Annotated in this window: 22 protein-coding genes; 10 read left to right on the top strand and 12 right to left on the bottom strand. The window is 27.1% G+C overall.

Annotated features, from left to right (window positions below):
• Positions 1-3: 3 nt before the first annotated feature.
• The 11 genes from AACT_RS11065 to AACT_RS11015 form a co-directional block, all read right to left on the bottom strand.
• Positions 4-462, bottom strand: coding sequence for a nitrous oxide reductase accessory protein NosL (locus tag AACT_RS11065; protein WP_228720482.1), 459 nt, complete (start codon positions 460-462; stop codon positions 4-6).
• Positions 462-1,109: an ABC transporter ATP-binding protein gene (locus tag AACT_RS11060; RefSeq protein WP_172126914.1), complete on the bottom strand. Its 648-nt coding sequence runs from the start codon at positions 1,107-1,109 to the stop codon at positions 462-464. The genes AACT_RS11065 and AACT_RS11060 overlap by 1 nt, the downstream gene beginning before the upstream one ends.
• Complete coding sequence (locus tag AACT_RS11055; protein WP_172126912.1) at positions 1,106-2,011, bottom strand: NapH/MauN family ferredoxin-type protein; 906 nt, start codon at positions 2,009-2,011, stop codon at positions 1,106-1,108. Before AACT_RS11055 ends, AACT_RS11060 begins: the two co-directional genes overlap by 4 nt.
• Positions 2,012-2,027: 16 nt before the next feature.
• A complete protein-coding gene (locus AACT_RS11050) occupies positions 2,028-2,525 on the bottom strand; it encodes a c-type cytochrome (protein ID WP_172126910.1) in 498 nt (165 codons plus the stop codon).
• Positions 2,522-3,124, bottom strand: coding sequence for a c-type cytochrome (locus AACT_RS11045; RefSeq protein ID WP_172126908.1), 603 nt, complete (start codon positions 3,122-3,124; stop codon positions 2,522-2,524). The genes AACT_RS11050 and AACT_RS11045 overlap by 4 nt, the downstream gene beginning before the upstream one ends.
• Positions 3,121-3,852, bottom strand: coding sequence for a 4Fe-4S dicluster domain-containing protein (locus AACT_RS11040; protein WP_172126906.1), 732 nt, complete (start codon positions 3,850-3,852; stop codon positions 3,121-3,123). Before AACT_RS11040 ends, AACT_RS11045 begins: the two co-directional genes overlap by 4 nt.
• Before the next feature lie 9 nt (positions 3,853-3,861).
• Positions 3,862-5,073, bottom strand: coding sequence for a nitrous oxide reductase family maturation protein NosD (locus AACT_RS11035; RefSeq protein WP_172126904.1), 1,212 nt, complete (start codon positions 5,071-5,073; stop codon positions 3,862-3,864).
• A 3-nt stretch (positions 5,074-5,076) separates the two neighbouring features.
• A complete protein-coding gene (locus AACT_RS11030; RefSeq protein WP_172126902.1) occupies positions 5,077-5,865 on the bottom strand; it encodes a cytochrome C in 789 nt (262 codons plus the stop codon).
• Positions 5,866-6,037: 172 nt separating this feature from the next.
• Entirely contained in the window at positions 6,038-8,635 is a 2,598-nt protein-coding gene (nosZ, locus tag AACT_RS11025) for a Sec-dependent nitrous-oxide reductase (protein ID WP_172126900.1), read from the bottom strand.
• A 165-nt stretch (positions 8,636-8,800) separates the two neighbouring features.
• The gene (locus AACT_RS11020; protein ID WP_172126898.1) at positions 8,801-9,298 is read right to left on the bottom strand and encodes a nitrous oxide reductase accessory protein NosL; all 498 of its coding nucleotides are present in this window, start codon (positions 9,296-9,298) and stop codon (positions 8,801-8,803) included.
• 9 nt (positions 9,299-9,307) lie between these two features.
• The gene (locus tag AACT_RS11015) at positions 9,308-10,135 is read right to left on the bottom strand and encodes an ABC transporter permease (RefSeq protein ID WP_172126896.1); all 828 of its coding nucleotides are present in this window, start codon (positions 10,133-10,135) and stop codon (positions 9,308-9,310) included.
• A gap of 182 nt (positions 10,136-10,317) precedes the next feature.
• Between AACT_RS11015 and purH the strand changes: the two genes are divergently transcribed.
• The 6 genes from purH to AACT_RS10985 all read left to right on the top strand — a co-directional run bounded on the left by purH (position 10,318) and on the right by AACT_RS10985 (position 18,050).
• A complete protein-coding gene (gene purH, locus AACT_RS11010) occupies positions 10,318-11,850 on the top strand; it encodes a bifunctional phosphoribosylaminoimidazolecarboxamide formyltransferase/IMP cyclohydrolase (protein ID WP_172126894.1) in 1,533 nt (510 codons plus the stop codon).
• A 117-nt stretch (positions 11,851-11,967) separates the two neighbouring features.
• The gene (locus AACT_RS11005; RefSeq protein WP_228720481.1) at positions 11,968-13,314 is read left to right on the top strand and encodes an ABC transporter substrate-binding protein; all 1,347 of its coding nucleotides are present in this window, start codon (positions 11,968-11,970) and stop codon (positions 13,312-13,314) included.
• Between the two features lie 87 nt (positions 13,315-13,401).
• Positions 13,402-14,766 (top strand): IS4 family transposase, encoded by a 1,365-nt coding sequence (locus tag AACT_RS11000; RefSeq protein WP_172126292.1) that lies wholly within the window; start codon positions 13,402-13,404, stop codon positions 14,764-14,766.
• Between the two features lie 13 nt (positions 14,767-14,779).
• The gene (locus tag AACT_RS10995) at positions 14,780-16,060 is read left to right on the top strand and encodes an ATP-binding protein (protein ID WP_228720480.1); all 1,281 of its coding nucleotides are present in this window, start codon (positions 14,780-14,782) and stop codon (positions 16,058-16,060) included.
• A 66-nt stretch (positions 16,061-16,126) separates the two neighbouring features.
• Positions 16,127-17,407: an adenosylmethionine--8-amino-7-oxononanoate transaminase gene (bioA, locus tag AACT_RS10990; protein ID WP_172126892.1), complete on the top strand. Its 1,281-nt coding sequence runs from the start codon at positions 16,127-16,129 to the stop codon at positions 17,405-17,407.
• Positions 17,394-18,050, top strand: a complete 657-nt coding sequence (locus AACT_RS10985) for an NUDIX hydrolase (protein WP_172126890.1) — start codon at positions 17,394-17,396, stop codon at positions 18,048-18,050. The genes bioA and AACT_RS10985 overlap by 14 nt, the downstream gene beginning before the upstream one ends.
• Here AACT_RS10985 and AACT_RS10980 read toward each other — a convergent pair.
• Complete coding sequence (locus AACT_RS10980) at positions 18,047-18,388, bottom strand: DsrE family protein (protein ID WP_172126888.1); 342 nt, start codon at positions 18,386-18,388, stop codon at positions 18,047-18,049. The two genes, AACT_RS10985 and AACT_RS10980, sit on opposite strands and share 4 nt — an antisense overlap.
• A gap of 60 nt (positions 18,389-18,448) precedes the next feature.
• On the opposite strand from AACT_RS10980, the gene AACT_RS10975 reads away from it, so the two are divergent.
• The 4 genes from AACT_RS10975 to AACT_RS10960 all read left to right on the top strand — a co-directional run bounded on the left by AACT_RS10975 (position 18,449) and on the right by AACT_RS10960 (position 24,526).
• Positions 18,449-19,063, top strand: a complete 615-nt coding sequence (locus AACT_RS10975; protein ID WP_172126886.1) for a fumarylacetoacetate hydrolase family protein — start codon at positions 18,449-18,451, stop codon at positions 19,061-19,063.
• Positions 19,064-19,214: 151 nt separating this feature from the next.
• A complete protein-coding gene (locus AACT_RS10970) occupies positions 19,215-22,994 on the top strand; it encodes a transporter substrate-binding domain-containing protein (protein ID WP_172126884.1) in 3,780 nt (1,259 codons plus the stop codon).
• Positions 22,981-23,391 (top strand): response regulator, encoded by a 411-nt coding sequence (locus tag AACT_RS10965; protein ID WP_172126882.1) that lies wholly within the window; start codon positions 22,981-22,983, stop codon positions 23,389-23,391. The genes AACT_RS10970 and AACT_RS10965 overlap by 14 nt, the downstream gene beginning before the upstream one ends.
• The gene (locus tag AACT_RS10960) at positions 23,384-24,526 is read left to right on the top strand and encodes a response regulator (RefSeq protein ID WP_172126880.1); all 1,143 of its coding nucleotides are present in this window, start codon (positions 23,384-23,386) and stop codon (positions 24,524-24,526) included. Before AACT_RS10965 ends, AACT_RS10960 begins: the two co-directional genes overlap by 8 nt.
• Positions 24,527-24,536 lie beyond the last annotated feature (10 nt).

The raw sequence follows: 24,536 nt of genomic DNA, 5'->3' as shown, positions 1-24,536 counted from the left end.
TTATTACTCAGATTCTAGAACTCTTTTTTTAACTTCATTAAAATCAATAATTTCTAATCCTTCTTGAATATCTTCTTTTGCTTCATGAGCTCCAAATCCATAAGCCATAGGCGTAATATTCATAGTATCATAATATGCAGTTCTAGCGTTTATCCATTTTGAAGTTTTTATATCATTTATCCAGATAACTGCTTCATTTTCCCATTTAATATCTTGATCCCTAAACCATAATATTAAACATCCAATATCATCAAATACATGTACTTTACCATTTTTTGGATTTATTGCTTGAACTGTTTGATTTCTATCGCTAACAACCATTACACATCTTGCACACATATCTCTATCCCAATGGATTTCATGCACTTCAGTTGAAATCTTTTTCTCGCAAGCAGAAAATATTGGAATAAGTGCTAAAGCTGCTGTGTTTTGTATGAATTTTCTTCTTTTTAATGAAATCATTATTTTTCCTTAACTTTTTCATCTGAAATTATTTTTCCTAAGTCCATATAAACTTGACGATTAACTATATCTTTTACTTCATCTAATCTATGGGTTACAAAAAGTAGGATTTTATCATCTTCATTTTGTTTTAATAATCTATAGAAATCATCCCTTGCTTTTGGATCAAGATTTGCAGTTGGTTCATCATAAATGATAATATTACTTTTTTTAGCTAATGAAATTGCTATAAGCATTTTTTGTTTCATCCCACCACTTAGTTTAAAAAATGATTTATTTAGATTTTCTTTAATATCTAGTTTCATTTCATTTGCATAATGCATAATTAAATCTTTATCAACGTTTGAACTAGCTTCTATATATTGCATTAACTCATTTAAACTTAATTTTATAGGGGGTGGAAGTTGTGGTACAAAAGAAATATGCTCTAATACATCTTCTCTTTGTTTAATTGGATCAAGTCCATTTATTAATACTTCCCCACTATTTGGGTGATAATATCCTAAAATAGAACGAATAAGTGTAGTTTTTCCAGCACCATTTGGTCCCATCAAAGCTATATATTCGTTTTTATTAAATTCTATATTTACATTATCTAAAGATATATGTGAAGAGAATTTTTTTGTTAAATTTTTAACTTGAATCATACTAAGCCTTTTAATCTAAAATCAAATTTTAATGCATCTGAATGACAAACATCAATACATCTTCCACAAAGTGTACAATCAGCGCCTGTTACATATTGAGTTTTGATTCCTTTTTCTTGTCTTTCTTTATCATATTTTGCTTTTGTTAAATCTAATACTTGATTTTCAAAACAAACATCATGACAAACCATACAATGGTCACAATTATCATTCCATTGAATTCTAAGAGCACTTACTTTTCCAACATATCCATAAGTTGTTCCAATTGGACAAAGATATGTACACCAAGCACGTCTTGAAAAAAATACTTCAATTAAAAATACTGCAAGAACCCAAACAACAGCTAAACTCCAACCATAAGTTATAAATCTACTTAAAATTCCTACAACATTAAATGTTTCAAAAACTAAATAACCACTTGTAAATGCTAAAATTAAAAATATAAACCAAAAAATATGTCTTACTCTATGATCAAATTTTCGCTCTTTTATGATTTTTTTTGTAAGTAAAATATTATGAAGTTTTTCTCCTATTTCACTTATAATTCCATATGGACAAACCCATGAACAATAAGTTCTTCCACCAATAAATAGATAAAAAAGTAAAATAGTTACAGTTCCTATAATCATATTAATTGGCATATGATAAGTTGCTAAAAACATTTGAATAGTTGTAAATGGGTCAATTAAATGAAAACCTAAAAATCTTGAACCATTTAATGTTCCTTCTAGTGTTTGTATATCAATATGAAATGATAAAAAGAATAATAAATGAATAGAAATAACTACAATCCATCTTTTCATTCTATAAGAAAATTTTGTTTTTCCATCTTTTGTTTTATCAAAAAAAGTAGACATAAAAGTTGTGTTTTTTATGGTTGCTCTTGTATTCCATTTATCCATTTTATTCTCCTTTTAACTATTGATTTAAGGCTTCTTGTTTTGCTTTAAATCCAGCTATTTCTTTTGCGAAGTTTTTTAAATCTTCATCTTCAAGGTTGATTAATAAACCTTTCATAATAAGATTTTCTTTTCTACCTGCTTTAAAATCAACTAAATCTTTATATAAAACTGCTTCTTCTTGTCCAATTAATTTAGGACCCATTAGTTTTTTACCATTTTGTTCTCCTGAACCATCAACACCATGGCAAGATGCACATTTACTTTTGTATGCATTTGAAACTTCAAATGTTCCAGAATTCCCAGCTTTATCTCTTAAGGCTTTTAATTTTTCTTCATCTTCATTTTTTTGTTCTTTTGTTTCTACTGTTTCTACTGTTTTTGGAGTATCGATATATTTCATATCCTCAATAATATTCCCAGCTTCCCCACCTTGAAATGCTCTACCATTTGAAAAAGTATATACCATCAGACCTATTATAAATACTGTTGAAACAATTGCAATTATATTTTTCATTTCATTTCCTTAATCTCTTTATTAAATGCAAAAATTTCGTCAGCTAATTTTTGTATATTTTCATCAGACATTTGTTTTACTAAATCACTCATTAGTACATTTGCATTTTTATCTTCTTTAAATTTTTTAATTTGATTAAAAATAAATGTTGCATCTTTATCTAATAATGAAGGTCCAATTATTCCATTTGCATAATCATTATGACAAGCAGAACATTTGACTATAAACTCTTTACTCAAACCTTTTACAAGTAATGAAATTTGAACTTTTTGATAAGGACTTCTTACATTTAAGTTTGCATCAATTGTAGTTCTTGGTTTTTCTCTTACTGCTGCATCTTCATTGGCTGGTTTTGCATTTGGATCATATTCACTTTTTACATTATAATCATAATAATATGATTCATTTTTTGAACCATCTTTTATTTTTGGAGTAACTTTTATTTCATTTGCATTTGAATTTTCTTCTACTTCTATTTTTAAAGGAGTTTGAGTATTTTCTACTTTTATGATTTCTTTAGTCTCTTCAGTTTTTTTATTGTCTCCACATCCACTTATTAATAAAATTAATGCAGCACTTAATATAATTTGTTTTATCATGATCTAATTCCTTTAATATAATAATCTTCATAAGTTAATCTAGGTTTTATGACTATAGCTGCTTCAAAAGCTGGACATAATTCCTCACAAGCTCCACAACCAACGCATCCATCATAAATTTCAGGTTTCATTCCATTTCCACTTTGTATCATTGAGATAGCACTACTTGCATTTGGAATTGGACACATATCTGCACATATTGTGCAAGGTTTTCCTTCAAACTTATCTAGCTTATCTAAGATATCTTGTTCAAGTTGTCTACTATTTGGATGAGTATGAATTCTTGCTATTTGTTCTTTTGTGACAAGTTCATTTGTCATTGCAATACATTTGTTTGGGAATTCTAAAACAGCAATTCCCATTTTTATATCTTCAGGTTTTTCACAAGCATGATCTAAAGCTCCACTTGGACAAGCAAGTACACAAGGAACTGCACTACAAGCATAACAACCACGTTCTCTTGCATCAATATAAGGAGTTCCAATTCCATGGCCTTTTGCCATATCTGCTAATTTTATAGAGTGATAAGGGCATACTTGTAAGCATTGACCACATTTAATACATAAAGCTAAGAACTCTTTTTCACTAACTGCACCTGGTGGTCTTAATTTCATTTGAGCTTGAAGAGCAAGTGGTGAAATAACAACTCCTGCTCCTAGTGTTAATCCTAAAATTCCTAATGTTGAGAATTTTATAAAATCTCTTCTATCTTTTTGTAATTCTTTCATTTTAAGTCCTTACATTTTTAACTTAGGTTTATCATCAGCCATAAGAAAAATTGGTTGAGTAAATGGTGCTAATTTTGCTAGAAAATTTAATAATGCAATAACAGGAGAACCATAGAAAAATTTTACATCTTGATCATAAACCCATAACTGATCAGCATATTGGAAAACTTTATGTGGTGTATCTCCAATATTATCTCCATCCTTATCAAAACCTTCGTAGTTATCCCAATAATTATTTACTATTTCATTTAAATCTGTTTTAGCACCTCTACTATCATTTATAATATCTTCGATATTTCCTAGAATTTTATTTGATTTAATTACATTGTTTTCACTTATAGAATGAAAATGTAAAGCTTCTGAATTGTATAAGATTTTATTATCTTCAATCCAGTTTTTAGTATCTGGTTCAAATGGTGATCTATCTATATATAAACCTTGCGCACAATAAATAATTGTATTATCTTTTAATGTGAAGTTTGATACATCTTTTAATCCTATTCCCATTCCTGTTGCACCTAATGAACTTTGAATAGTATTTCCAATAGCAGTTGTATCTTGACTATACATAAAAAATATTCCAACAGAATTATATTTATAAGTATTATTTTTAACTAGATTTTTACCTGCATACATAAAATGAAGTGAATATCTATTGTGTTCACCATAGTTTTCTGAAATCTCATTTCCATGTGAATACCAAATTACCATATCTCTTGATTTGATAAGTTTATTTTTTGTTACAATATTATCATTTGAGTACCAAAGTCTAAGCCCATCACCTCTTAATCCCAAATCTAAATCTTTTGAAGTTATATAGTTATTTGAGATTATTGAATTATTTGTCATTGAAACATCAATACCAAATAATGAATCTTTTATAATGTTTCCAGAAATTTCAGATTGATTAGAATTGGTAATTTTAATGGCAGAATCTAATGTATCGTGTCTATCACCACTTCCTGTTATTGTTAAATTTTTGATAGTTACAAATGGACTAGTTATTTGAATAACCGTTCCTTGTTGCTCTCCATCAATTATTACACCATCTTCTTTTCCAATAATTGATATTGGTTTATTTATTACAATAGAACCTTTATAAACTCCTTTTGGAAGTTTTAATATAGATCCTTCTTTTGCATTATCAATAGCTTCTTGTAATAAATTTGCATTTAAAAAAGTAATAAGAAAGAAAAATGATGTAAATATAATTTTTAACATTTTTTAATCCTCTAATCCACTTTCTTTTATTGCTTTACTTCTAGCTAAAATTGCTAATAAACTAAGAATTCCAATTGCAAGTAACATATAAAAACCAATTGTTGGATAAGAGTGAGTTGTAAATTGTGCAATTTTCCCATCACCAAAAACTGTAGGCATAAATGGTTTTATTTTAAAAGCTCCCCAGTCATGAAGGTTGTGTCCAAACCAATACAACCAATATGAGTAATCAGCTATAAATAATAAAGGAAGAGATGCTGGAATAATCATTATATAAGTTAGGATTTTTTTATTAAATAAAATAAAATAAATCATAAATAAAGATAGTCCTAAAAGAGCATAAATACCAATCTCTCGCTCAAGTTGTCCACCTCTCCACATAGGATCCATTCCCACATAGTGATTAATTGTATTCATTTCATGAACTTCACCTGAAAATCCATCAAAGTGGAAAAATACAGGGATTCCTTCTGGAAAAGCTACTTTTGGATAGTTTGGAGCTTCTAGTGAACATGACCAAATAGGAAGAGATGCAACACCAATTTCAGAAGATGTTTTAATCATTTTCTCAAGATCATTATGTGCTTCTTTTGGAGTAGTAGTACTTTTGTATTTACCTTGGTTGTATAAATTCCATGTGTTAATTGCAAGTGATGATATTTCATCACTTTTGTCTTCATGGATTTTATTTAATGTTCCATGAAATGCAATCATTGGAAAAGTAAAAGAGACACTCATAATCACAAGAGCCAGTAATGCAAATATTTTAGATTTTAGAAAACTAGGATGCATAGAAAAATTCCTTTCTTTAAAAGCTTTGAATTATAAGTTATAATTATAATTTATAGTTCAAAACTTATTATAATGTTAGATTATCATAAATAAAAATTTTAAATGTTGATACTCATCAATAAAAAAAGGAAGAATGTTATATTCTTCCTTTTTTATTCTCATCTAAATGATTTTAGAAAAGGTTTGCATTTTCATCAATCCATTTTAGATATTCAATAATATCTTTAGTTTCTTCTTGACTCATATGTTGGTTTGGCATTTTTAGATTAAAGTAATCTATCATACCTTTTACATAAGGTTCACCATACATTTTTTCTGGATCTAAAATAAAGTCTGCAACCCATTTTTCACCATTTTCATGTCTTTGTAAAACTCCTGTTAAATCAGGTCCTGAAGATACTTTACCAATAACGTGACAACCATTACATCCACCTTCTGCGAATGTTTTTTCTCCACGCGCTGCTGCATCTGATTGTTTAGTAGCAATTAGTCTTACTAAAGTGTCTTTTGCTCTGATCCCTACGTCTGCTGTTTTAACCATAAGTTGCCAAATCATATTTTCAAATAAAATAGCTTTTTCCATATCTCCAGCTTTAACAGCTTCATCAGATAATTTTTTCTGTTCAGGAATTTTCCCATATTGATCAAGTGCATCTGTAACTAAATCAGCTACAACTTTATGATCACCAAATTTATTATCTTTTAAGAATTTAACAACACTTTGAATAACTGAATCAGTTGCTGCATTAACTGCTACTGTTTTATCATATTCAGCTTTTAACTGCTCAGGTGTCATTGTTTGCATTTTGATTTTTTGAGCACTTTCATATTTTTTATTTGGGTCTTTAACCATTAAATAACCCATCATTTCTAAGTGAAGTGCTGAACAAAATTCTGTACAATAGTATGGAAACACACCTTCAATATCTGCATTAAATTCAATTGTTGAAGTTTCTCCTGGTTCTAATGATGCGTGTACGTCAAAGTTGTCAACAGTAAATCCATGTGTTTCATCTTGTGCTCTTTCAAGATTAGTCATGTGAATAGTTACTTTATCACCTTTATTTACAGTAATTCTTTCAGGATTAATATGAGATCTAACTAATGTAGCATATACAGTTACATGGTTACCATTTCTCTCAATTCTTTCTTGTCCTGCAAGAGTTTTTCCAATATGTTGTTCACCTGTTTTAGTATTTGTACCCATCTCATATCTAACATGAGGATGTAGTTTTTCTGCTCTAATTGCAACAGCTTGATGTGGTTCACCTAAAGGTAAAGGCATATCAACTAATAAATCCATTGTTTTCCCAGAAATATCAATTAACTGATGATTTTGTGGATGTAAAGGACCAACATTTTGGAATCTATCTATTGATAATTTGTTAAGTGCAATAATATACTCACCTTGTGGATCTGCAGATTTCCCTTCCATTCCAGCTAAGTGACCAATGTTATAGTGAACATTTTCTTTATCAAGAACTTTTAATTCTTTAAAGTTCCATTTTACAACTTGTGAATCAACATATAATGAAGTATAAATTTCTCCATCAACAGGTGAATATTGATTATGAAGTGGCCCAAGTCCTAATTCTAATTGTCCATGTAAAGATTTTTTCATATCCAAAATTGGAATACCAAAAGGATCTTTCCCTGCATATTCTTTATTACTAATTAGTTTTTGGATTTTTTTAAAATCATAAACTGAAGCATGAGTATCTAATTTTCCACAAACAACTAAGTATTGTCCTGTTGGATCAACATCAACACCATGAGGTGATTTTGGTTCAGGAATTAAAAATAGTGCATCATTTTTAACTGCAATTTCAATTGGAATTATTTTATGATCATTTACAATTTTTACATTTTTAGGATCTTTTGATAATTCATATAATTTTTTCCAGTTATATACATGTAAAAAGTCAGTGTCATTTCTACTCATACCTGCTTCATTTGGTGGCATTCCCACTTCAATTCCACCTGTGTACATTTCTGTATTAAATGAGTTTGTAAATCCCCAACCATCAGAGATACCTTTACCAGAATCTGATAAATCTTGCATATATGGAGGTAATTCAAGAGTAAATGAATCTTTTGGAATAATTCGTCCAATTTTTGAATCAAATTTCCAAACAGTAACTCCACCTCTATAAGTTTCTTTATAATCTTCTATAGGATGGTATTCATTATCAAATGGAGCTGCATATTGAGCTGCTTCTAGAATATGATCAGAATTCGGAGTAAAAAATGCTCCTCCATGTTCAGATTTAAATACTGGATTTGGAACAATTTGTTTTGTTTCAAAGTCTTCTAAGTCAATAACAGCAATTCTTGGATTAGCTTTATCATTTATAACTAACCATTTACCATCATATTTTCCGTCAGTTTCAGAAAGTGCAGGGTGATGAGTATCTCCCCAATTTATCTCTCTTCCTCTTATATTTCCTTGTCTTAGAATTTCAAGTGAGTCTTTGTCGTAACCGTATCCTTGCCAAGGTTCAGGTGTAAATACAGCAATATATTTTAAAAGTCTCATAGATGGAACGCCATAAACAAGCATTTGTCCACTTTGTCCACCCGATGAGAAAACTACATATTTATCTTTAACCCCAGTAGGATTGTACGTTTTCGCAGCACGAACTACATCGATTTCAGATAAGCCTCTATCTTTCATTACTTTTGCTAATTCTCCATCAGTAGCAGCCAGAGCTGATGTAATAAGCGTTGTTCCTAAAAGTAAAGATGAGATTTTACCAAGTACAGGTTTCATTTAAATTCCTTTCCTTAATGTATTAGATTTTTTAATACTTAAGTTATTAAATATCAATAACATTCTAACACTAAGGAAAGTTAAGAAAAATGATACATATCAAGATTTTGTTAATTATTTGTTAATTAATTAATAAATTCTTAATATTTTAAATTTTTTAAATTTTTAAATTCTGCCATTTAGAAGTCTAATTAATGAGTTTAGAACCGAATCAAAATCAAAAATTCTTTTTCCATTATTTTTTTCAAGGAATTTTTGTGCTTCTTCTTTTGATTCAAATGCCACTAAATCATCACCAGCAGGAGAAATATCATGTGAACCATATACAAAGAATGCTTTTCTTGCATCAATTATTTTTAAAGTATTATAATCTGTTACAAGTATATTTTTAAAATCAGCTAACTCTTTTGCATCAAAAGTTTCCCATTTTTCCATATTATAATAAAATTCAAACATTGATTTTGGTGAACAGAAAAATGCACTTTTGCCATTCGTAAAATCAATTTTACTAGCCCATGCTGGATTTTCATATATTTTAACTTTTCTTATTTCACAAGAAGTTTCTTTTGTAAAATTCATATCATACTTAATATCATCAGCAAAAGCTGAAACTAAAAATAAACCAAAAACTAAAAATAAAATGCCTACTAAACTTTTTTTCATACTTAATCCTTATACTAAATCTTTTTTTGAGAATATTTTATATCCAAATACTGCAAATACAAGTCCTAATAAAACTGGATATAAAATTGAAAACAATACAAATGCCCATTGATTGAATGTATCTAAAATATAAAATGCAACAGGTCCCATAACGGTTAATTCTGGATCAAATAATGAAATTGCAGCAACTCTAAATATCTCCATAGGATTTATAAGAGCAATTGCAATAATCATTGATTCTTCATATCTATTTTGCATCATTAAAGATATTAATGCAATATCTATAAAGGCTAATAAAAAAATCCATACAAAAAATGATATTCCAAGGGCTACTTCACTTGATTTTACAAATGAAGAGATAAAAAATGCAATTCCTAAAAATGCAGATGATAGTGCAAATAATAATCCAGAATATAAAAATAAAATATCCCAAGGAACAGATGCTCCAATACTTACACCATAAATAACTGCTAAAATCATTGCAAAAAATACTGGCAAAAATACAGTTATAAATCTACCTAGTATTTTCCCCCAATAATATTGTTTTAATGAAATAGGAAAAGATAACATATATTCTAAAATATGATTATCCCTATCTCCAGAAATTGAACGAACGGTTGTTACTAAAATAAATATTGGTAAAATTACTATTGTAATTTGAATATACATAAGTAACAACCTGCTTAATCCAGAAAATCCCATAACTTGAGATTGAGTAACACCAGCTATAAAAAATAGTGCTATCATTCCTCCAAAAACCAAAGAATAAACCAAAAACCACTTAGCTCTTATGGATTCTTTTAAATCTAAATATGCAATTAGTAATAAATTTTTCATATACACCTACCTTATTATTTGGGCATTTTATCATATAACAATAGGTCATATGATTGATGTATATCAATAGACTATTTTATTATGAAAGCTATCCCTAACTAATACTTTTATATAATCCCACTTATTAAAATAAAAGAAATTGCTTCACAGTGATTAAATATATTATCAAAGGGTATGCATATATGAGAGCATTAATTAGCGTTAGTGATAAAAGTGGTGTTGAAAACTTTGCCAAAGAGTTAGTAGCATTAGGTTATGAAATCATCAGTACTGGTGGAACATATAATAAACTTAAAGATGCAGGAATTGCAGTAATTGAAGCAAATGAAGTTACAAAATTTCCTGAGTGTTTTGAAGGTAGAGTTAAAACTTTAAACCCATATATTCATGGTGGGATTTTACACAGACGAGATAAACAATCTCACTTAGATCAAGCGAAAGAACTTGGTGTTGAAGGTATTGATTTAGTATGTGTAAATTTATATCCTTTTAAAGCAACTATTGAAAAAACAGATGATTTTGAAGAGATTATTGAAAACATTGATATTGGTGGACCTGCAATGGTTAGAAGTGCTGCTAAAAACTTTGATTCTGTTATTATTGTTACAGATGTTATTGATTATGATTTAGTATTAAATAATCTTAAAAATGACACTAACACTGTTGAATTTAGACGTGATATGATGATTAAAGCTTATGAGCATACAGCTGCTTATGATTCAATGATTGCTAATTATATGAATAAAAGATTTAATGGTGGAATGGGAGCTAAACAATTTATTGTTGGGTCTAAGGTATTTGATACAAGATATGGTGAAAATCCACATCAAAAAGGTGCATTATACGAATTTGATGAGCAATTTTCAAATAAATTTAAAACTGTAAAAGGTGAAGCATCATTTAATAATATGGGTGATATTTCAGGAGCTGCAAGGATTGCCGCTGCTTTTGGAAAAGATAAGGCTGTTTGTATTGTAAAACATGGAAATCCTTGTGGATTTGCAATTAAAGATACATTATTAGAATCTTATGTTGAAGCACTTAAATGTGATCCAGTTTCTGCATTTGGTGGAGTTGTTGCAGTTAACGGAACAGTTGATAAAGAATTAGCAGAAAAAATGAATGAAATCTTTTTAGAAGTTGTATTTGCAGCTTCTTTTACACCTGAAGCAGTTGCAGTATTTGAATCTAAAAAAAGAATTAAATTATTTGAGCAAGGTACACAATATTTAGAACTTGCAAATGATGCAATTGACTTTAAAAGAGTTGATGGTGGATTTGTATTCCAAGATGCTGATAAAGTTAAAGAGGATGAAGTTAGAAATTCTGAGCTAAAATCAACTAGAATTGCAACTGAGCAAGAAGTAAAAGATATGGAAATTGCATATAAAATAGCTTCATTAACAAAATCAAACTGTGTAGTTTATGTTAAAAATTCTGCAATGGTAGCTGTTGGTATGGGTATGACTTCTAGGGTTGACGCTTCAAAAGCTGCTTTAAGAAAAGCTGAAGACATGGGAATTGATGTAAAAGGTGCTGTTTTAGCATCTGAAGCATTTTTTCCATTTAGAGATTCTATTGATGCGGCTGCTGAGGCTGGAGTTAAATGTGTAATTGAACCAGGTGGAAGTATTAGAGATGATGAAATTATAGATGCTGCAAATGAATATGAAATGGCTTTATATTTCTCTGGAATTAGACACTTCTTACATTAGAAACAATCATATAAATAATATCACTAGCTTTTAGCTTTTGATATTATTTTCTTTTTAATCTTCTTTTTTTTTAATTATTTTTTGATATACTCTTTCACTTTTATTTAGGGGTTCGTATTGAATTTTTCAAAACTTATCAAATCTTTATTTTTATTTTTTATATTCACTACTTCTTTATACAGCGAAAATCTTAAAAAAATAACTATTCAATTATCATGGTTTGACCAGTTCCAATTTGCTGGATATTATATGGCAAAAGAGAAAGGTTTTTATAAAGAATTAGGTCTTGATGTAGAGATAAAACCCTTTGAGTTTGGTATTGATATTCCAAAAGAAGTTAGTGATGGGAAAATAGACTTTGCAGTAGGACGTGAAACTTTAATTTTAGAGAGAACAAAAAATAGAAATATTGTTGCTTTATATGCACTTTTTCAAGCAACTCCATTGATTTTAATAAGCACAAAAGAATCAGGAATAAATACAATAAATGATTTTTCAAATAAAAAGATAATGACAACAATTGATGATTCAAGTGAAGTATCTTTAAAAGCAATGATTATTTCAAATAAAGTTAAAGTTGAAGATTTAAATTTTTTAAAACATACTCATAATATTAATGATTTATTAAATAAAAATACAGATGTTATTTCTGCATACATATCGAAAGCTCCATTCCAACTTAATCAAAAATCTGTAGAATATAATATTTTTGATCCAAAACATTTCGGATTTGATATGTATAGTGATATGTTATATACAAGTGAGAATCTTATAAATCGTGATTTAAATGCAGTGTTATTGTTTAAAAAAGCTTCATTAAAAGGATGGGAATATGCATACTCAAATATCCAAGAAAGTGCTGATTTAATATATAAAAAATATAATTCTGAAAAACTAACAAAAGCTGAATTAATATATGAAGGAAGAGAGTTAAAAAAACTTTCATACTTTAAAACTGCAAACTTAGGAGAAATTAAAAAAGATAAAATTCAAAGAATTTATGATTTATACAATCTTATGGGTCTTATTGATACTCCTATTGATTTAGAAAAATTTGTTTTTGATTTGAATAATTTAAAAAATTTAACTTTCTCAGAATCTGAACTTAAATATTTAGAAAAAAAAGACACTTTAAGTATGTGTGTTATTCCTAATGCAATGCCTTATAGTGATATAAAAAATGATGAATTTGTAGGATTTGTAGCTGATTATATGCATTTAATAGAAGAAAAAATAAAAAAACCAATCAAATTAATTCCTACACAAAGTTGGGCTGAATCTTTGAAATTTGCAGCTGATAGAAAATGTGATATTTTGCCATCTGCTGTTTGGACAGAAGAGAGAGATGATATATTTAGCTTTACAAAACCATACTTAAATATTCCATTTGTTCTTTTAACAAAAAGTGATACTTCTTTTATTAATAATATAACTCAACTTTCGCACATAGATTCCAGTAAATAAATGAACCAGAGTTGAATAATAAAGCCCATAAATAGGCACTTTTTAGTATAATTTCATAACGACAATCAACTATACAAAGGTGTTTTTATGGGACTTGACAATTATATTCAAACTGCTATGAGAAGCATATTAAAAAACCCAATTCTTGAAGTATTATCAGAAATAAAAATTACAAAAATACTTAAACAAAGTAACTTTGTAAAAAGAGAAGTTGGTTATCCTCCTTTTCAAATTATCTTACATTTTGTTTATATGCTAATTATGAATAAAAGACAATCAGCTTTTATAAAAAACAGTGAGAATGCATTTGGTAAAGACGCCTATTACAGATTCATTAAAGAGAGTCGTTATAACTGGCGAAAGTTTTTGATACTAAGTGCTGCTGCACTTTTGCAAAGAATAAAACTATTACATAAAAATGGTGAACACCGCTTGCTTATTATTGACGATACAGTAGAACCCAAAAGAGGGAAATTCATTGAAGGAAGTTGTAAATATGTTTGGAGTAATAAAGAGCATAAAAGTATCAATGCATTAAACATTGTATCTTTAAATTATGCAGACTCACACTCAACTTTTCAAGTTGATTTTTCTATAAAGATGAATGATAGTAAAAGAAAAGAGATATCAGAATTTACAAGTAAACTCCATCATAGAAGTAATTCATATCAAAGAAAAAGTGAGATAATAAAAAGTAAAAACACACTTGCTATAGAGATGCTTGAAAGAGCCTTGAATAACGGAGTTGAAGCAGATTATCTATTGGTTGACAGTTGGTACGCTAAACCAAACTTTATAGAAAAAGCTAATGAGCTCGGTATGCCTGTAATTTCAAGACTTCCAAATAATAAACTCATTTGGAACTTTAAAGGCAAACATAAAACAATGAATGCAATCTATGAGAGTTTAAAAAACTCTCGTCATAAAAGCGGCGGACAGCATGGCAAAATATCTTACAAATACTTTGATGCAATTATAGAGCATGCAGTTTTAGGTAAGATTAAACTCGTATTTTTGCACACAGGCAAAGACTTGTTAGTTTTTATCTCAACTGATATAACTATCGCAGGTAAAGAGATAATAGCTACTTACAAAAAGAGATGGAATATTGAACAAGGTTATAAAGATTTACGAAACCTTTTTGGTTTAGGAAAAGAAGAGAATCGAATCTATGAAGCACTTATTGCGAAAATAACTCTTTCAATGTTTACCTACAATATTGTAAGCTATATCAATCGCATAAAGCATGAGCCACAAACACTAGGAGAACTTTTTAGAGATTTAGAGTGTGAACTTGAAACACTGGCAATTTCAATGCAACTGTTTATTCAAATATTGACAAAAATTAGTGAAATTCAAAATGTTGTCAAGGATAATAAAGATTTACTCAACATTATCGCTGTGTTAAGTGCTTACACTAAAAAAGAACTTGGTTTTATGTGCGAAAGTTGAGAATATAAGTTCTTTGAAAAATAAAAAAATATCAGTAGTAGAAAGTTATTCTATAATTAATACCTTAAGAAATAAATATAAAGACATAGAGTTTATAGAAGTCAAAGATATAGATGAAGGTATTAAAAAAACTCTGAATGGTGAAGTGTTTGGGCATATTGATACTATTTCTACTTCATGGTATAAGATTCAAAGTAAATATTTAACTAAAATCTCAATCTCATCGAAGCTTGATGAAAATATTGATATTTCTATAGCTACTGTTCCTGATGATGTACTATATGGTATTTTCCAAAAAGCTGTTTTGAGTATTGATGAATATAATAAAAATGAGATATTAAATAAATGGACTTTTACTGAATATCAAAAGGAATTTGATTATTCTATAATTTGGAAAATTTCTATTTTTCTAATTCTTATATTTATGGCCATTCTTTATAGACAAAAATTATTAAAAAGATTGAATGAAACACTAATAGAAAAAGTTCACCAAAAAACAAAAAAACTAAGAGAAATAAATAATCAACTAGAAGAAAAAATAAAAAAAGAAGTAGATGAAAATTTAAAAAAAGATAGACTTTTGTCTCAACAACAAAAAATGATTTCTATGGGCCAAATGATAGAAAACATTGCTCATCAATGGCGTCAACCACTTTCTTTGATAACTACGAGTGTTAGTGGTTTAAAAATAAAAAAAATGTTAGGTGATTTGGATGATGAGTTTTTTAACAAAACTCTTGATTCTGTAATGAATACCTCTCAATACTTATCTAGTACAATTGATGATTTTAGATATTTCTTTAAACCGCAAAGGGAAAAAGAAGATTTTTATTTAGAAAATTGTTGCAATAGAACTATAGATTTACTAGAGGCAAACTTTTTAGAAAAAAATATAAAAGTAATTTGTACAATTGATGATGTAAAAATAAATGGATATGAAACAGAATTAATTCAAGTTTTAATTAATCTTTTAAATAATTCAAAAGATGCTTTAGAATCTAAAGAAGATGAGAAATTGATTTTTATTGATATTCTTAGAAAAAACAATAAAGCAATTATTAAAATAAAAGATAATGCGGGTGGAATTGATGAGGATATCTTAGATAAAGTTTTTGAACCGTATTTTACAACTAAACATCAAGCTCAAGGTACAGGAATAGGACTTTATATGTGCCAAGAAATTGTTACTAAACATATGAATGGTCATATTGATATTACAAATACTCAATTTAAATATAATGAGAAAATTCATAAAGGAACTTTAGCTGTTATTGTTCTGGATGTAGTTAAATAAAATGATTTATTAATTTTGTAATAATCTTTGGCTATAATTTAAACAATATATACATTAGGAAAGCTCTTGAATTGGTTAGATATAGATAAAGCTCACGTTTGGCATCCTTATAATGCTCTACCTTCAAAAACAAAAATACTTCCTGTTAAAAGCACAAATAAAACATCAATTTTTTTAGAAGATGGAAAAGAACTCATAGATGGTATGAGTTCATGGTGGAGTGCAATTCACGGTTATAATCATCCAAAATTAAATGAAGCATTAAAAAAACAAGTTGATATTATGCCTCATATTATGTTTGGGGGCTTGGCCCATGAACAATCATCTATTTTGTCTAAAAAACTGATAGATTTAACAGGACTTAATAGTGTTTTTTTATGTGATAGTGGTTCGGTTTCAGTTGAAGTTGCTTTAAAAACTGCAATACTTTATCAAAAAGCAAAGGGTTTAAAAAAATATAAATTTTTAGCCTTAGAAAATGCTTATCATGGTGATACATTGGGAGCTATGAGCGTATGCGATCCAAATAATTCTATGCACAGTATTTATGGAACATATCTAAGTGAACATATCTTTACAAAAGCTCCAGAACTAGGTTTCCAAAGTGATTGCAGTGATTCAATAATAGAGCTAGAAAAGATATTAAAAAAACACAACGAAGAAATTGCAGCTTTTATTCTAGAGCCAATTGTTCAAGGTGCAGGTGGAATGAGAATATATAATCCAAACTACCTAAAAAAAGCAAGAGAACTTTGTAGTAAATATGATATTTTATTAATTGCAGATGAAATAGCAACCGGATTTGGACATACAGGACGTATGTTCGCATGTGAATGGGCTGAAATAAAACCTGATATTATGACAGTAGGAAAAGGTTTAACAGGTGGTTATATGACTATGGCTGCCATGATTACTTCTAAAAATGTTAGTGATCTTATTTCAAATAGTGATATTGGTGTTTTAATGCATGGACCAACTTTTATGGCAAATCCTTTAGCTTGTAGTGTTGCAAATGCAAGTATTGATTTGTTAAGAGATACTTCTTGGCAAGAAAATGTAAAAAACATCGAAACAATTTTTACTCAAGAATTAGAGTTTGCAAAAGAGTTAAATCTTGTAAAATCTGTTAGAAATATTGGAGCTATTGGAGTTATTGAATTAAAAGATGATTGTTATGCCCAAGAAATACAAGATTATTGTGTTAAAAATGCAGTATGGATTAGACCTTTTGGAAAATTAATTTATTCAATTGTTGCGTATACTATAAAAGAAGAAGATTTAAGAAAAATAGTAAAAACAATGATTGATGCTATAAAATCAATAAAGATAGAAAATGAAAAAAAATAATTTAAAGCAATTAGTTTCAAACTTGCCAAAATATCCAAGTGTTTTGGGACGACATAGACTTTTTAATAGTGCAGTTTTAATACCGCTTGTAAAAATAAAAGGTGAATATCATCTATTATTTCAAAAAAGAGCAGCACATATAAGACAAGGTGGAGATATTTGTTTCCCAGGTGGTGGATTCGAAAAAGGTGTAGATAAAGATTATAAAGATACAGCTCTTAGAGAGACAAAAGAAGAGCTAGGAATCGATGCTAAAGATATAAAGGTTTTAGGTCAACTTGATACTTATATTGCACCAATTGGAACAGTAATTGAATCTTTTGTTGCTAGAATAAAGAAAAAAGCATATAAAAATATGAAAATTGATGAGAATGAAGTTGAAAAAACTATTGTTATTCCTATTTCATTTTTTAAAGATAACGAGCCTGAAGAATATACTTTATCCCATGAAATCCAACCTTATAAATATAATAAAGATGGACAAAAAGAGATTTTATTTCCAGTTGAAGAGTTAGGACTTCCTGCTGCTTATAAAAAACCTTGGGGAAATAAACAACATAAAATTTGGGTTTATAAATATGACGGTGAAGTAATCTGGGGAATTACTTCAGTTTTAATTCGTGATGTTATTGAAAGATATTAGATAGTCATCACAGCCCAAGTATCATTTTTTAGAGCTTTTGTTAAAAGCTCTCCTGTATGTATTATTTCTATATTTAATTCTTTTAGTATATTAACTGCATCATAATCTTCAACACAAACAACACAAGCACTCATTTTTACACCTGTTTTTTGTATTTTTTTTAACTGTTCTTGAATTTGGGGATTATTTTTAGCAAGTAAAATTGATGGACCCCAAAGCATTAAATGTGCAGTTTTCCAATATTCTCGCTCTAAAATTACAGATGAATATAAAAGTGGGAATTTATTAGCCACTTCAATATCACCATTTGTCCAAACAATCAATAAATTATCTTTCATTTAAAAGGCCTTTAGTTATAATTTTCCATGATTATATAATAAAAATTTTAAAGGTAAAAAATGAATAAAATAGTATTAGAAGATAAAGAGATATTTCCATCAAAAGTTGTGTGTATTGGACGAAATTATATGGAACATATAAAGGAATTAAACAATGAAGTTCCTGAAGATATGGTATTTTTTATAAAACCAAATTCTGCAATTTCAAATAAACTAGATTTTCCAAAAAATCAAAATTCTTGTCATTATGAAGCTGAGATATCTTTTTTAATTGAAGATAATAAAATAAGTGCCGTATCTTTTGGACTTGATTTAACATTAAGAGAAGTTCAAAGTAAATTAAAAGAAAAAGGACTTCCGTGGGAAAGAGCGAAATCTTTTGATGGAGCAGCTGTTTTCTCAAAATTTGTAAATTTTGATGGTGATATTTCAAAACTTGGAATTGAACTTTATATAAATGGTGAATTAAAACAAAAAGGTGATTACTCATTGATGATAAATAAACCATTAGAAATTATAAAAGAAGCAAATAGTTTTCTAAGTTTTGAAGATGGTGATATTTTAATGAGTGGAACACCATCAGGAGTTGGTTCTTTTAAAAGAGGAGATGTATTTTTAGGAAAAATATTATTTGATGAGAAAGTAATAATAGAGGAATCTTTTAAAGTTTTATAATAAGTAATTTTATTATGTTATAATAGGTTTTCTAATCAATTTAAGGACTTTTATGAGATACCTTTTTTTTATCATTCTATTTCTCACTTCTCTCTTTTCTTCTATAAATAAAGAGAATAATTCAATTTTCACGGTTCAAGAATTAGAATGGATGAAAAATAATCCAGTTATAAAAGTAGGGGTCGATAAAGCTTGGCCACCTTTTGATTATTATGCTTTAGGTGTACATAATGGAATATCATCTGAGTATTTAAAAATAATATCAGAAAAAACAGGTTTAAGATTTGATATTTATTCTGATGTTTGGTCAAATGTCATTGAAAAGATAAAAAATAAAGAACTAGATATATTAGCTTGTGCTGTTAAAAATCCCCAAAGAGAAGAATATTTAGATTTTACAAATCCCTATTTAACACTTGATATTGTAGTTGTTGCTAAAAAAGAGTTAGTTTTAAAATCATTTGAAGATATAAATAATTTTAAAGTTGTAGTTCAAAAAAATGGTTATATTTATGATTCTTTAGTTAAAAAATTTCCTAATATGGATTTTGTATTTGTTGAATCAAATCAAGAAGCTTTAAAGCTTATATCATATGGAAAAGCAGATTTATATATAGATAATTTACCAACAATTTCTTATTTTATTGAAAAAGATTTATTGACTAATCTTGAAATAAAAATAAAAGCTGACTTTGAACCTTCCTTATTATCAATTGCTGTTATAAAAGAAAAAAATATATTAAAAACAATTTTTAATAAAGTTTTATCAAACATTTCTGAAGAACAAATAAATGAAATAAATAAGAAATGGGTTTTATCAAAAAAATTAAATAATGAAATAAATTTTACAGAAGATGAACTTCTTTGGATTAAAAAAAATCCAATAGTAAATATAGGTGCAGATTCTGATTGGCCACCTTTTGAATATCTTGATGAAAATGGCAAATACCAAGGAATTGCTTCTGATTATTTAGATTTACTTAGTTTTTATACAGGCTTGAAATTTAATGTTCAAGCAAATGATTGGTATAGTGTAATATCAAAAATAAAAGAAAAAGAACTTGATATGCTAGCTTGCGTTGCAAAAACTACTGATAGAGAAAAATATTTAAACTATACGAGTCCATATTTAAATATTGATGTTGTGGTAATTGCAAGAAAAGAGCTTCCAATTCAAAAATTTGATGAAATAAAAGATTATGTAGTGGCTGTTCAAAGGGGTAATTTTGTCCATGAAAAACTACTTAAGTTGTATCCTGATATGAAGTTTATTTTTGCAAAATCAAATAAAGAAGCCTTTGAAATGGTTTCTTATGGTAAAGCTGATATTTTTATCGGGAACTTGCCTGTATTTTCATATTTTGTTCAAAAAGAGTTATATACAAATATAGAGGTTAAATTTAAAGCAGATTTTGACAAAATAGATCTATCTATGGCTGTTTTAAAAGAAAATGAAACACTGTTTAATATTGTTCAAAAAGCAATGCCCTTTATTATTAGAAAAGAAAAAGAGAATATAAATAAAAAATGGATTTTTGAACTAAAAGAAAAAAATAGTTCAATATCTTTTACTAAAGATGAACTTGATTGGATAAAAGCAAATCCTAAAATTAAAATTTCAGGAGATCCTTTATGGCCTCCTTACTCTTTTTATGATGATAAAAACAATTATATTGGTATTATTCCTGATTTAGTAAAAGAGGTATTTAAAAATATTAATATAAAACTAGAGTATGTAAAAACTGATTCTTGGGCTGATACTATAAGTTTAATGGAAAATAAAAAGATTGATTTAATAGATGCTATATCATACTCTCCTACAAGAAGTGAATATTTAAATTTTTCAAATAAATATGTTGGGGCTGAAATTGTAATAATTGCAAATAATAGAAATGATAATTATGTAAATTCATTTAATACAATTTCTCACAGAAAAATAGCTACTGTAAAAGGTTATTCAGTAATTGAAGAGATAAAACGTGATTTTCCTCAAATAAAAAAAATTATAGAGTTTGATAATCCATTAGATGGATTAAAAGAGTTATCGAATTCTCAGATTGATTATTTTATATTAGATATTCCTTCTTTTGAATATTATAGTAAAAATTATAGTTTAAGTAATCTAAAAATAGTAGGCCCTTCGGGATATAATTACCAATATGGTTTTGGTATAGATAAAAATAATACTCACTTACACTCAATAATAAATAAATTGCTAGATAATATCTCTATTCAAAAAAAAGATGAAATTTATAGAAAATGGATACAAGTAGATTATGAAGAAAAAATTGATTATGATTTAATTTGGAAAATAATTATCTTTGCATTATTTATTTTAATTGGTACAATTTATTGGAATAGAAAATTAAAATTAGAAATACTTGAAAAAGAAAAAGTACAAAAAGAGTTAGAAAAGGAACGAAACTTTATAAAATCACTAAATGTAGAGTTAAAAAAAGCAAAAGATGTTGCTGAAAATATAGCAAAACAAAAAAGTGAGTTTTTAGCAAATATGAGTCATGAAATAAGAACTCCTATGAACTCTGTAATTGGATTTACAGAAATATTAGAAAAAGAGATAAAAAATCCCTTACATAAAGAGTATCTTAGTTCAATAAGAAAAGGTGGAAATTCACTCTTACGTATTATCAATGATATTTTGGATCTTTCAAAAATAGAAGCAGGAAAGTTAGAAGTTAAAAATGAATCTTTAAATCCCAAAAATTTATTTCTAGAAATTGAATCAATTTTCCATTCAAAAATAATAAGTAAAAATATCCTTTTTATGGTAGATATAGATAAAACAATTCCAAAATTTATAATAATTGATGGTGTAAGAATAAGACAAATTCTTTTTAATTTAATTGGAAATGCAATTAAATTTACTGAAAAAGGTTATATAAAACTTAAAGTTGAGAATATTTATAAAGATGATATAAAAAGTAAAATAGATTTAATATTTAGCATTGAAGACACAGGTATTGGAATTGAAGAAAATAATTTAGAAACTATTTTTAATGCTTTCGAACAAGCAGATAATCAAAATATTGCAAAATATGGTGGTACTGGATTAGGTCTTGCTATTTGTTCGAAATTAGTTCATATGATGAATGGTGAAATAAAAGTAAAGAGTAAAAAAAATATAGGTTCGACTTTTACAGTGTTATTAAGAGATATTCCAATTAGTTCAATTGAAGATGAGATTGTCTCTCAAAAATTATTAGCTTCAAATATAGTTTTTGAAAAAGCACAAATATTAGTGGTTGATGATATTGAAGAAAATAGAAAATTAGTAAAAGCTAGCCTCAAAGATTTTGATATAGATTTAATCATGGCAGAAAATGGCCAAGAAGCAATAGATAAATTAAGAAATATAAATGTAGACTTGATATTAATGGATTTAAGAATGCCTGTTATGGATGGATATGAAGCTACTAATATAATAAAAAGCAATGAAAAGTTAAAACATATTCCAATAATAGCTCTAACAGCCTCTGTAATGGGAAAAGATTTAGAAAAAGTATCTAAGTTTGGATTTGATGGATATTTACGTAAACCTGTAATATTAGATGATTTAATAGAAGAATTAGGTAAATACTTAAAATATCATTTTATAAATCAAGAGATAGTTCAAATAGATGATTTTAGTGTTATTGATTCACAAAGATTAAAAGTTGTTTTAGATAAATTAGAAAATGAGCTAAAAGAAGAGTGGAAAAATATAAAAGACGCTGGAGATTTTTCTTTAATTGAAGAGTTTGCAAAAAAATTAGATGATTTATCTGTAAAAGAAAAAATTCATTTATTGGAAAATTATTCTAAAGAGTTAATAAAAAATATAAACTCTTTTGATATAGAAAAAGTAGATTATTTAATGAATACATATTTAGAACTAATTGAGAATTTAAAGGCAAAAATTGGAAACAAATAGCAAAATATTAATAGTAGATGATATTCCAAAAAATATTCAGATGGCTATGAATATTTTAAAAAATGAAGGTTATAAAATGTTTTATGCTAAGAGTGGACAAATGGCACTTGATTTAGTTGATGAACATAGCTTCGATTTGATATTATTGGATATAATGATGCCAGATATCAGTGGATTTGAAGTTTGTATAGAGTTAAAAAACAATAATAAAACAAAAGATATACCTATAATTTTTTTATCAGGGAAAAATTCCTCTCAAGATATTTCACAAGCTTATGAAAGTGGTGGAATAGATTATGTTGTAAAGCCATTTATTACAATAGAGTTAATTACAAAAGTAAACTCTTATGTAAGATTAAAAAGATTAGAAGATAGATTTGGAGCAAGTTATGTATAAAAAATATGATAATAAAATTTTACTAGTTGATGATGATACAAAAAATTTACAAGTTGCTATGAATATATTAAAAAATTATAATGTTATTTATGCACAAAATGGTGAAAAAGCTTTCGAATTATTGGAAAAAAATAATTTTGATTTAATTTTACTTGATGTTGTTATGCCTATGATGGACGGTTATAATGTGTGTTCAAAAATTAAAGAAAATGAAAAAACAAAAAATATACCAATAGTTTTTTTAACAGTAAAAGATGATGAGCAAGATATTGTAAAAGGTTTCGAATTAGGAGCAGTTGACTATATAACAAAACCATTTTATAGTGAAGTTTTACTAAAAAGGGTTGAAGTTCATTTAAAAATAGCTAGACTTATGAGTGAACTTAAACATGTAAACTCAAATTTAAATAAAACAGTAAAAGAGCAAGTTGAACAAATTAGACAAAAAGATGAAATAATAGTTCAGCAATCTAAAATAAGTGCAATGGCTTCTATAATTGATGTAATAACTATACAATGGAAGAAACCTCTTGATAAGATTAAACTTTATTTACAATCATTAAATATAAAAATTGAAAATATTGAAGATTTAAAATCAGATGAAACATTTAAAAATACACTTTTTGAAATAAATAAATTAGATGAGATAATGAATGATTTTCATAAATCTTTTAATAATCATAAAAATAAAGAGAATGTAAATTTAAAAGTTTCTTTGGATAATGCACTATTTTTACTAAAAGATAAAATGAAAGAATTAGATATAAATATAAATATTCAAGGTGATATTTTGTTATCAATAAATATTGTATTTGATGAAATTAAACATATTTTTAGTAAATTACTAAATAAATCAATGATAAACTTTAAAGAGAATAGCAGTTTAAATAATAAGTTTATTAATATATCTTTTGAAGAAATAAATGAATCAATCTTTATTACCTATGAAGACAATGCAAAAATTTATGAAAATATACAAATAGATAGATTTTTTTTAACTCCAAGTTCTTTATTACAAGATGATTTTGATTTAGGATTTTATTTAGTAAAAGTATTTATTGAGAAGAATTTTGGTTTAATATCTATAGAAAAAACAAATGATGGTATAAAATATATTATTAGATTTGATAAATAATTAAGGAAAT

Origin of the sequence: Arcobacter acticola (assembly GCF_013177675.1) — a bacterium.
GTDB lineage: Bacteria > Campylobacterota > Campylobacteria > Campylobacterales > Arcobacteraceae > Aliarcobacter > Aliarcobacter acticola.
The sequence above is the reverse complement of the archived record's forward strand: the minus strand, read 5'-3'. Positions and strand labels throughout refer to the sequence as shown.

Bases quoted from the DNA above. Each gene is read 5' to 3' on its own strand.
- AACT_RS11065 (WP_228720482.1), bottom strand. From the start codon at position 462: ATGATTTCATTAAAAAGAAGAAAATTCATACAAAACACAGCAGCTTTA.
- AACT_RS11060 (WP_172126914.1), bottom strand. From the start codon at position 1,109: ATGATTCAAGTTAAAAATTTAACAAAAAAATTCTCTTCACATATATCT.
- AACT_RS11055 (WP_172126912.1), bottom strand. From the start codon at position 2,011: ATGGATAAATGGAATACAAGAGCAACCATAAAAAACACAACTTTTATG.
- AACT_RS11050 (WP_172126910.1), bottom strand. From the start codon at position 2,525: ATGAAAAATATAATTGCAATTGTTTCAACAGTATTTATAATAGGTCTG.
- AACT_RS11045 (WP_172126908.1), bottom strand. From the start codon at position 3,124: ATGATAAAACAAATTATATTAAGTGCTGCATTAATTTTATTAATAAGT.
- AACT_RS11040 (WP_172126906.1), bottom strand. From the start codon at position 3,852: ATGAAAGAATTACAAAAAGATAGAAGAGATTTTATAAAATTCTCAACA.
- AACT_RS11035 (WP_172126904.1), bottom strand. From the start codon at position 5,073: ATGTTAAAAATTATATTTACATCATTTTTCTTTCTTATTACTTTTTTA.
- AACT_RS11030 (WP_172126902.1), bottom strand. From the start codon at position 5,865: ATGCATCCTAGTTTTCTAAAATCTAAAATATTTGCATTACTGGCTCTT.
- nosZ (WP_172126900.1), bottom strand. From the start codon at position 8,635: ATGAAACCTGTACTTGGTAAAATCTCATCTTTACTTTTAGGAACAACG.
- AACT_RS11020 (WP_172126898.1), bottom strand. From the start codon at position 9,298: ATGAAAAAAAGTTTAGTAGGCATTTTATTTTTAGTTTTTGGTTTATTT.
- AACT_RS11015 (WP_172126896.1), bottom strand. From the start codon at position 10,135: ATGAAAAATTTATTACTAATTGCATATTTAGATTTAAAAGAATCCATA.
- purH (WP_172126894.1), top strand. From the start codon at position 10,318: ATGAGAGCATTAATTAGCGTTAGTGATAAAAGTGGTGTTGAAAACTTT.
- AACT_RS11000 (WP_172126292.1), top strand. From the start codon at position 13,402: ATGGGACTTGACAATTATATTCAAACTGCTATGAGAAGCATATTAAAA.
- AACT_RS10985 (WP_172126890.1), top strand. From the start codon at position 17,394: ATGAAAAAAAATAATTTAAAGCAATTAGTTTCAAACTTGCCAAAATAT.
- AACT_RS10980 (WP_172126888.1), bottom strand. From the start codon at position 18,388: ATGAAAGATAATTTATTGATTGTTTGGACAAATGGTGATATTGAAGTG.
- AACT_RS10975 (WP_172126886.1), top strand. From the start codon at position 18,449: ATGAATAAAATAGTATTAGAAGATAAAGAGATATTTCCATCAAAAGTT.
- AACT_RS10970 (WP_172126884.1), top strand. From the start codon at position 19,215: ATGAAAAATAATCCAGTTATAAAAGTAGGGGTCGATAAAGCTTGGCCA.
- AACT_RS10960 (WP_172126880.1), top strand. From the start codon at position 23,384: ATGTATAAAAAATATGATAATAAAATTTTACTAGTTGATGATGATACA.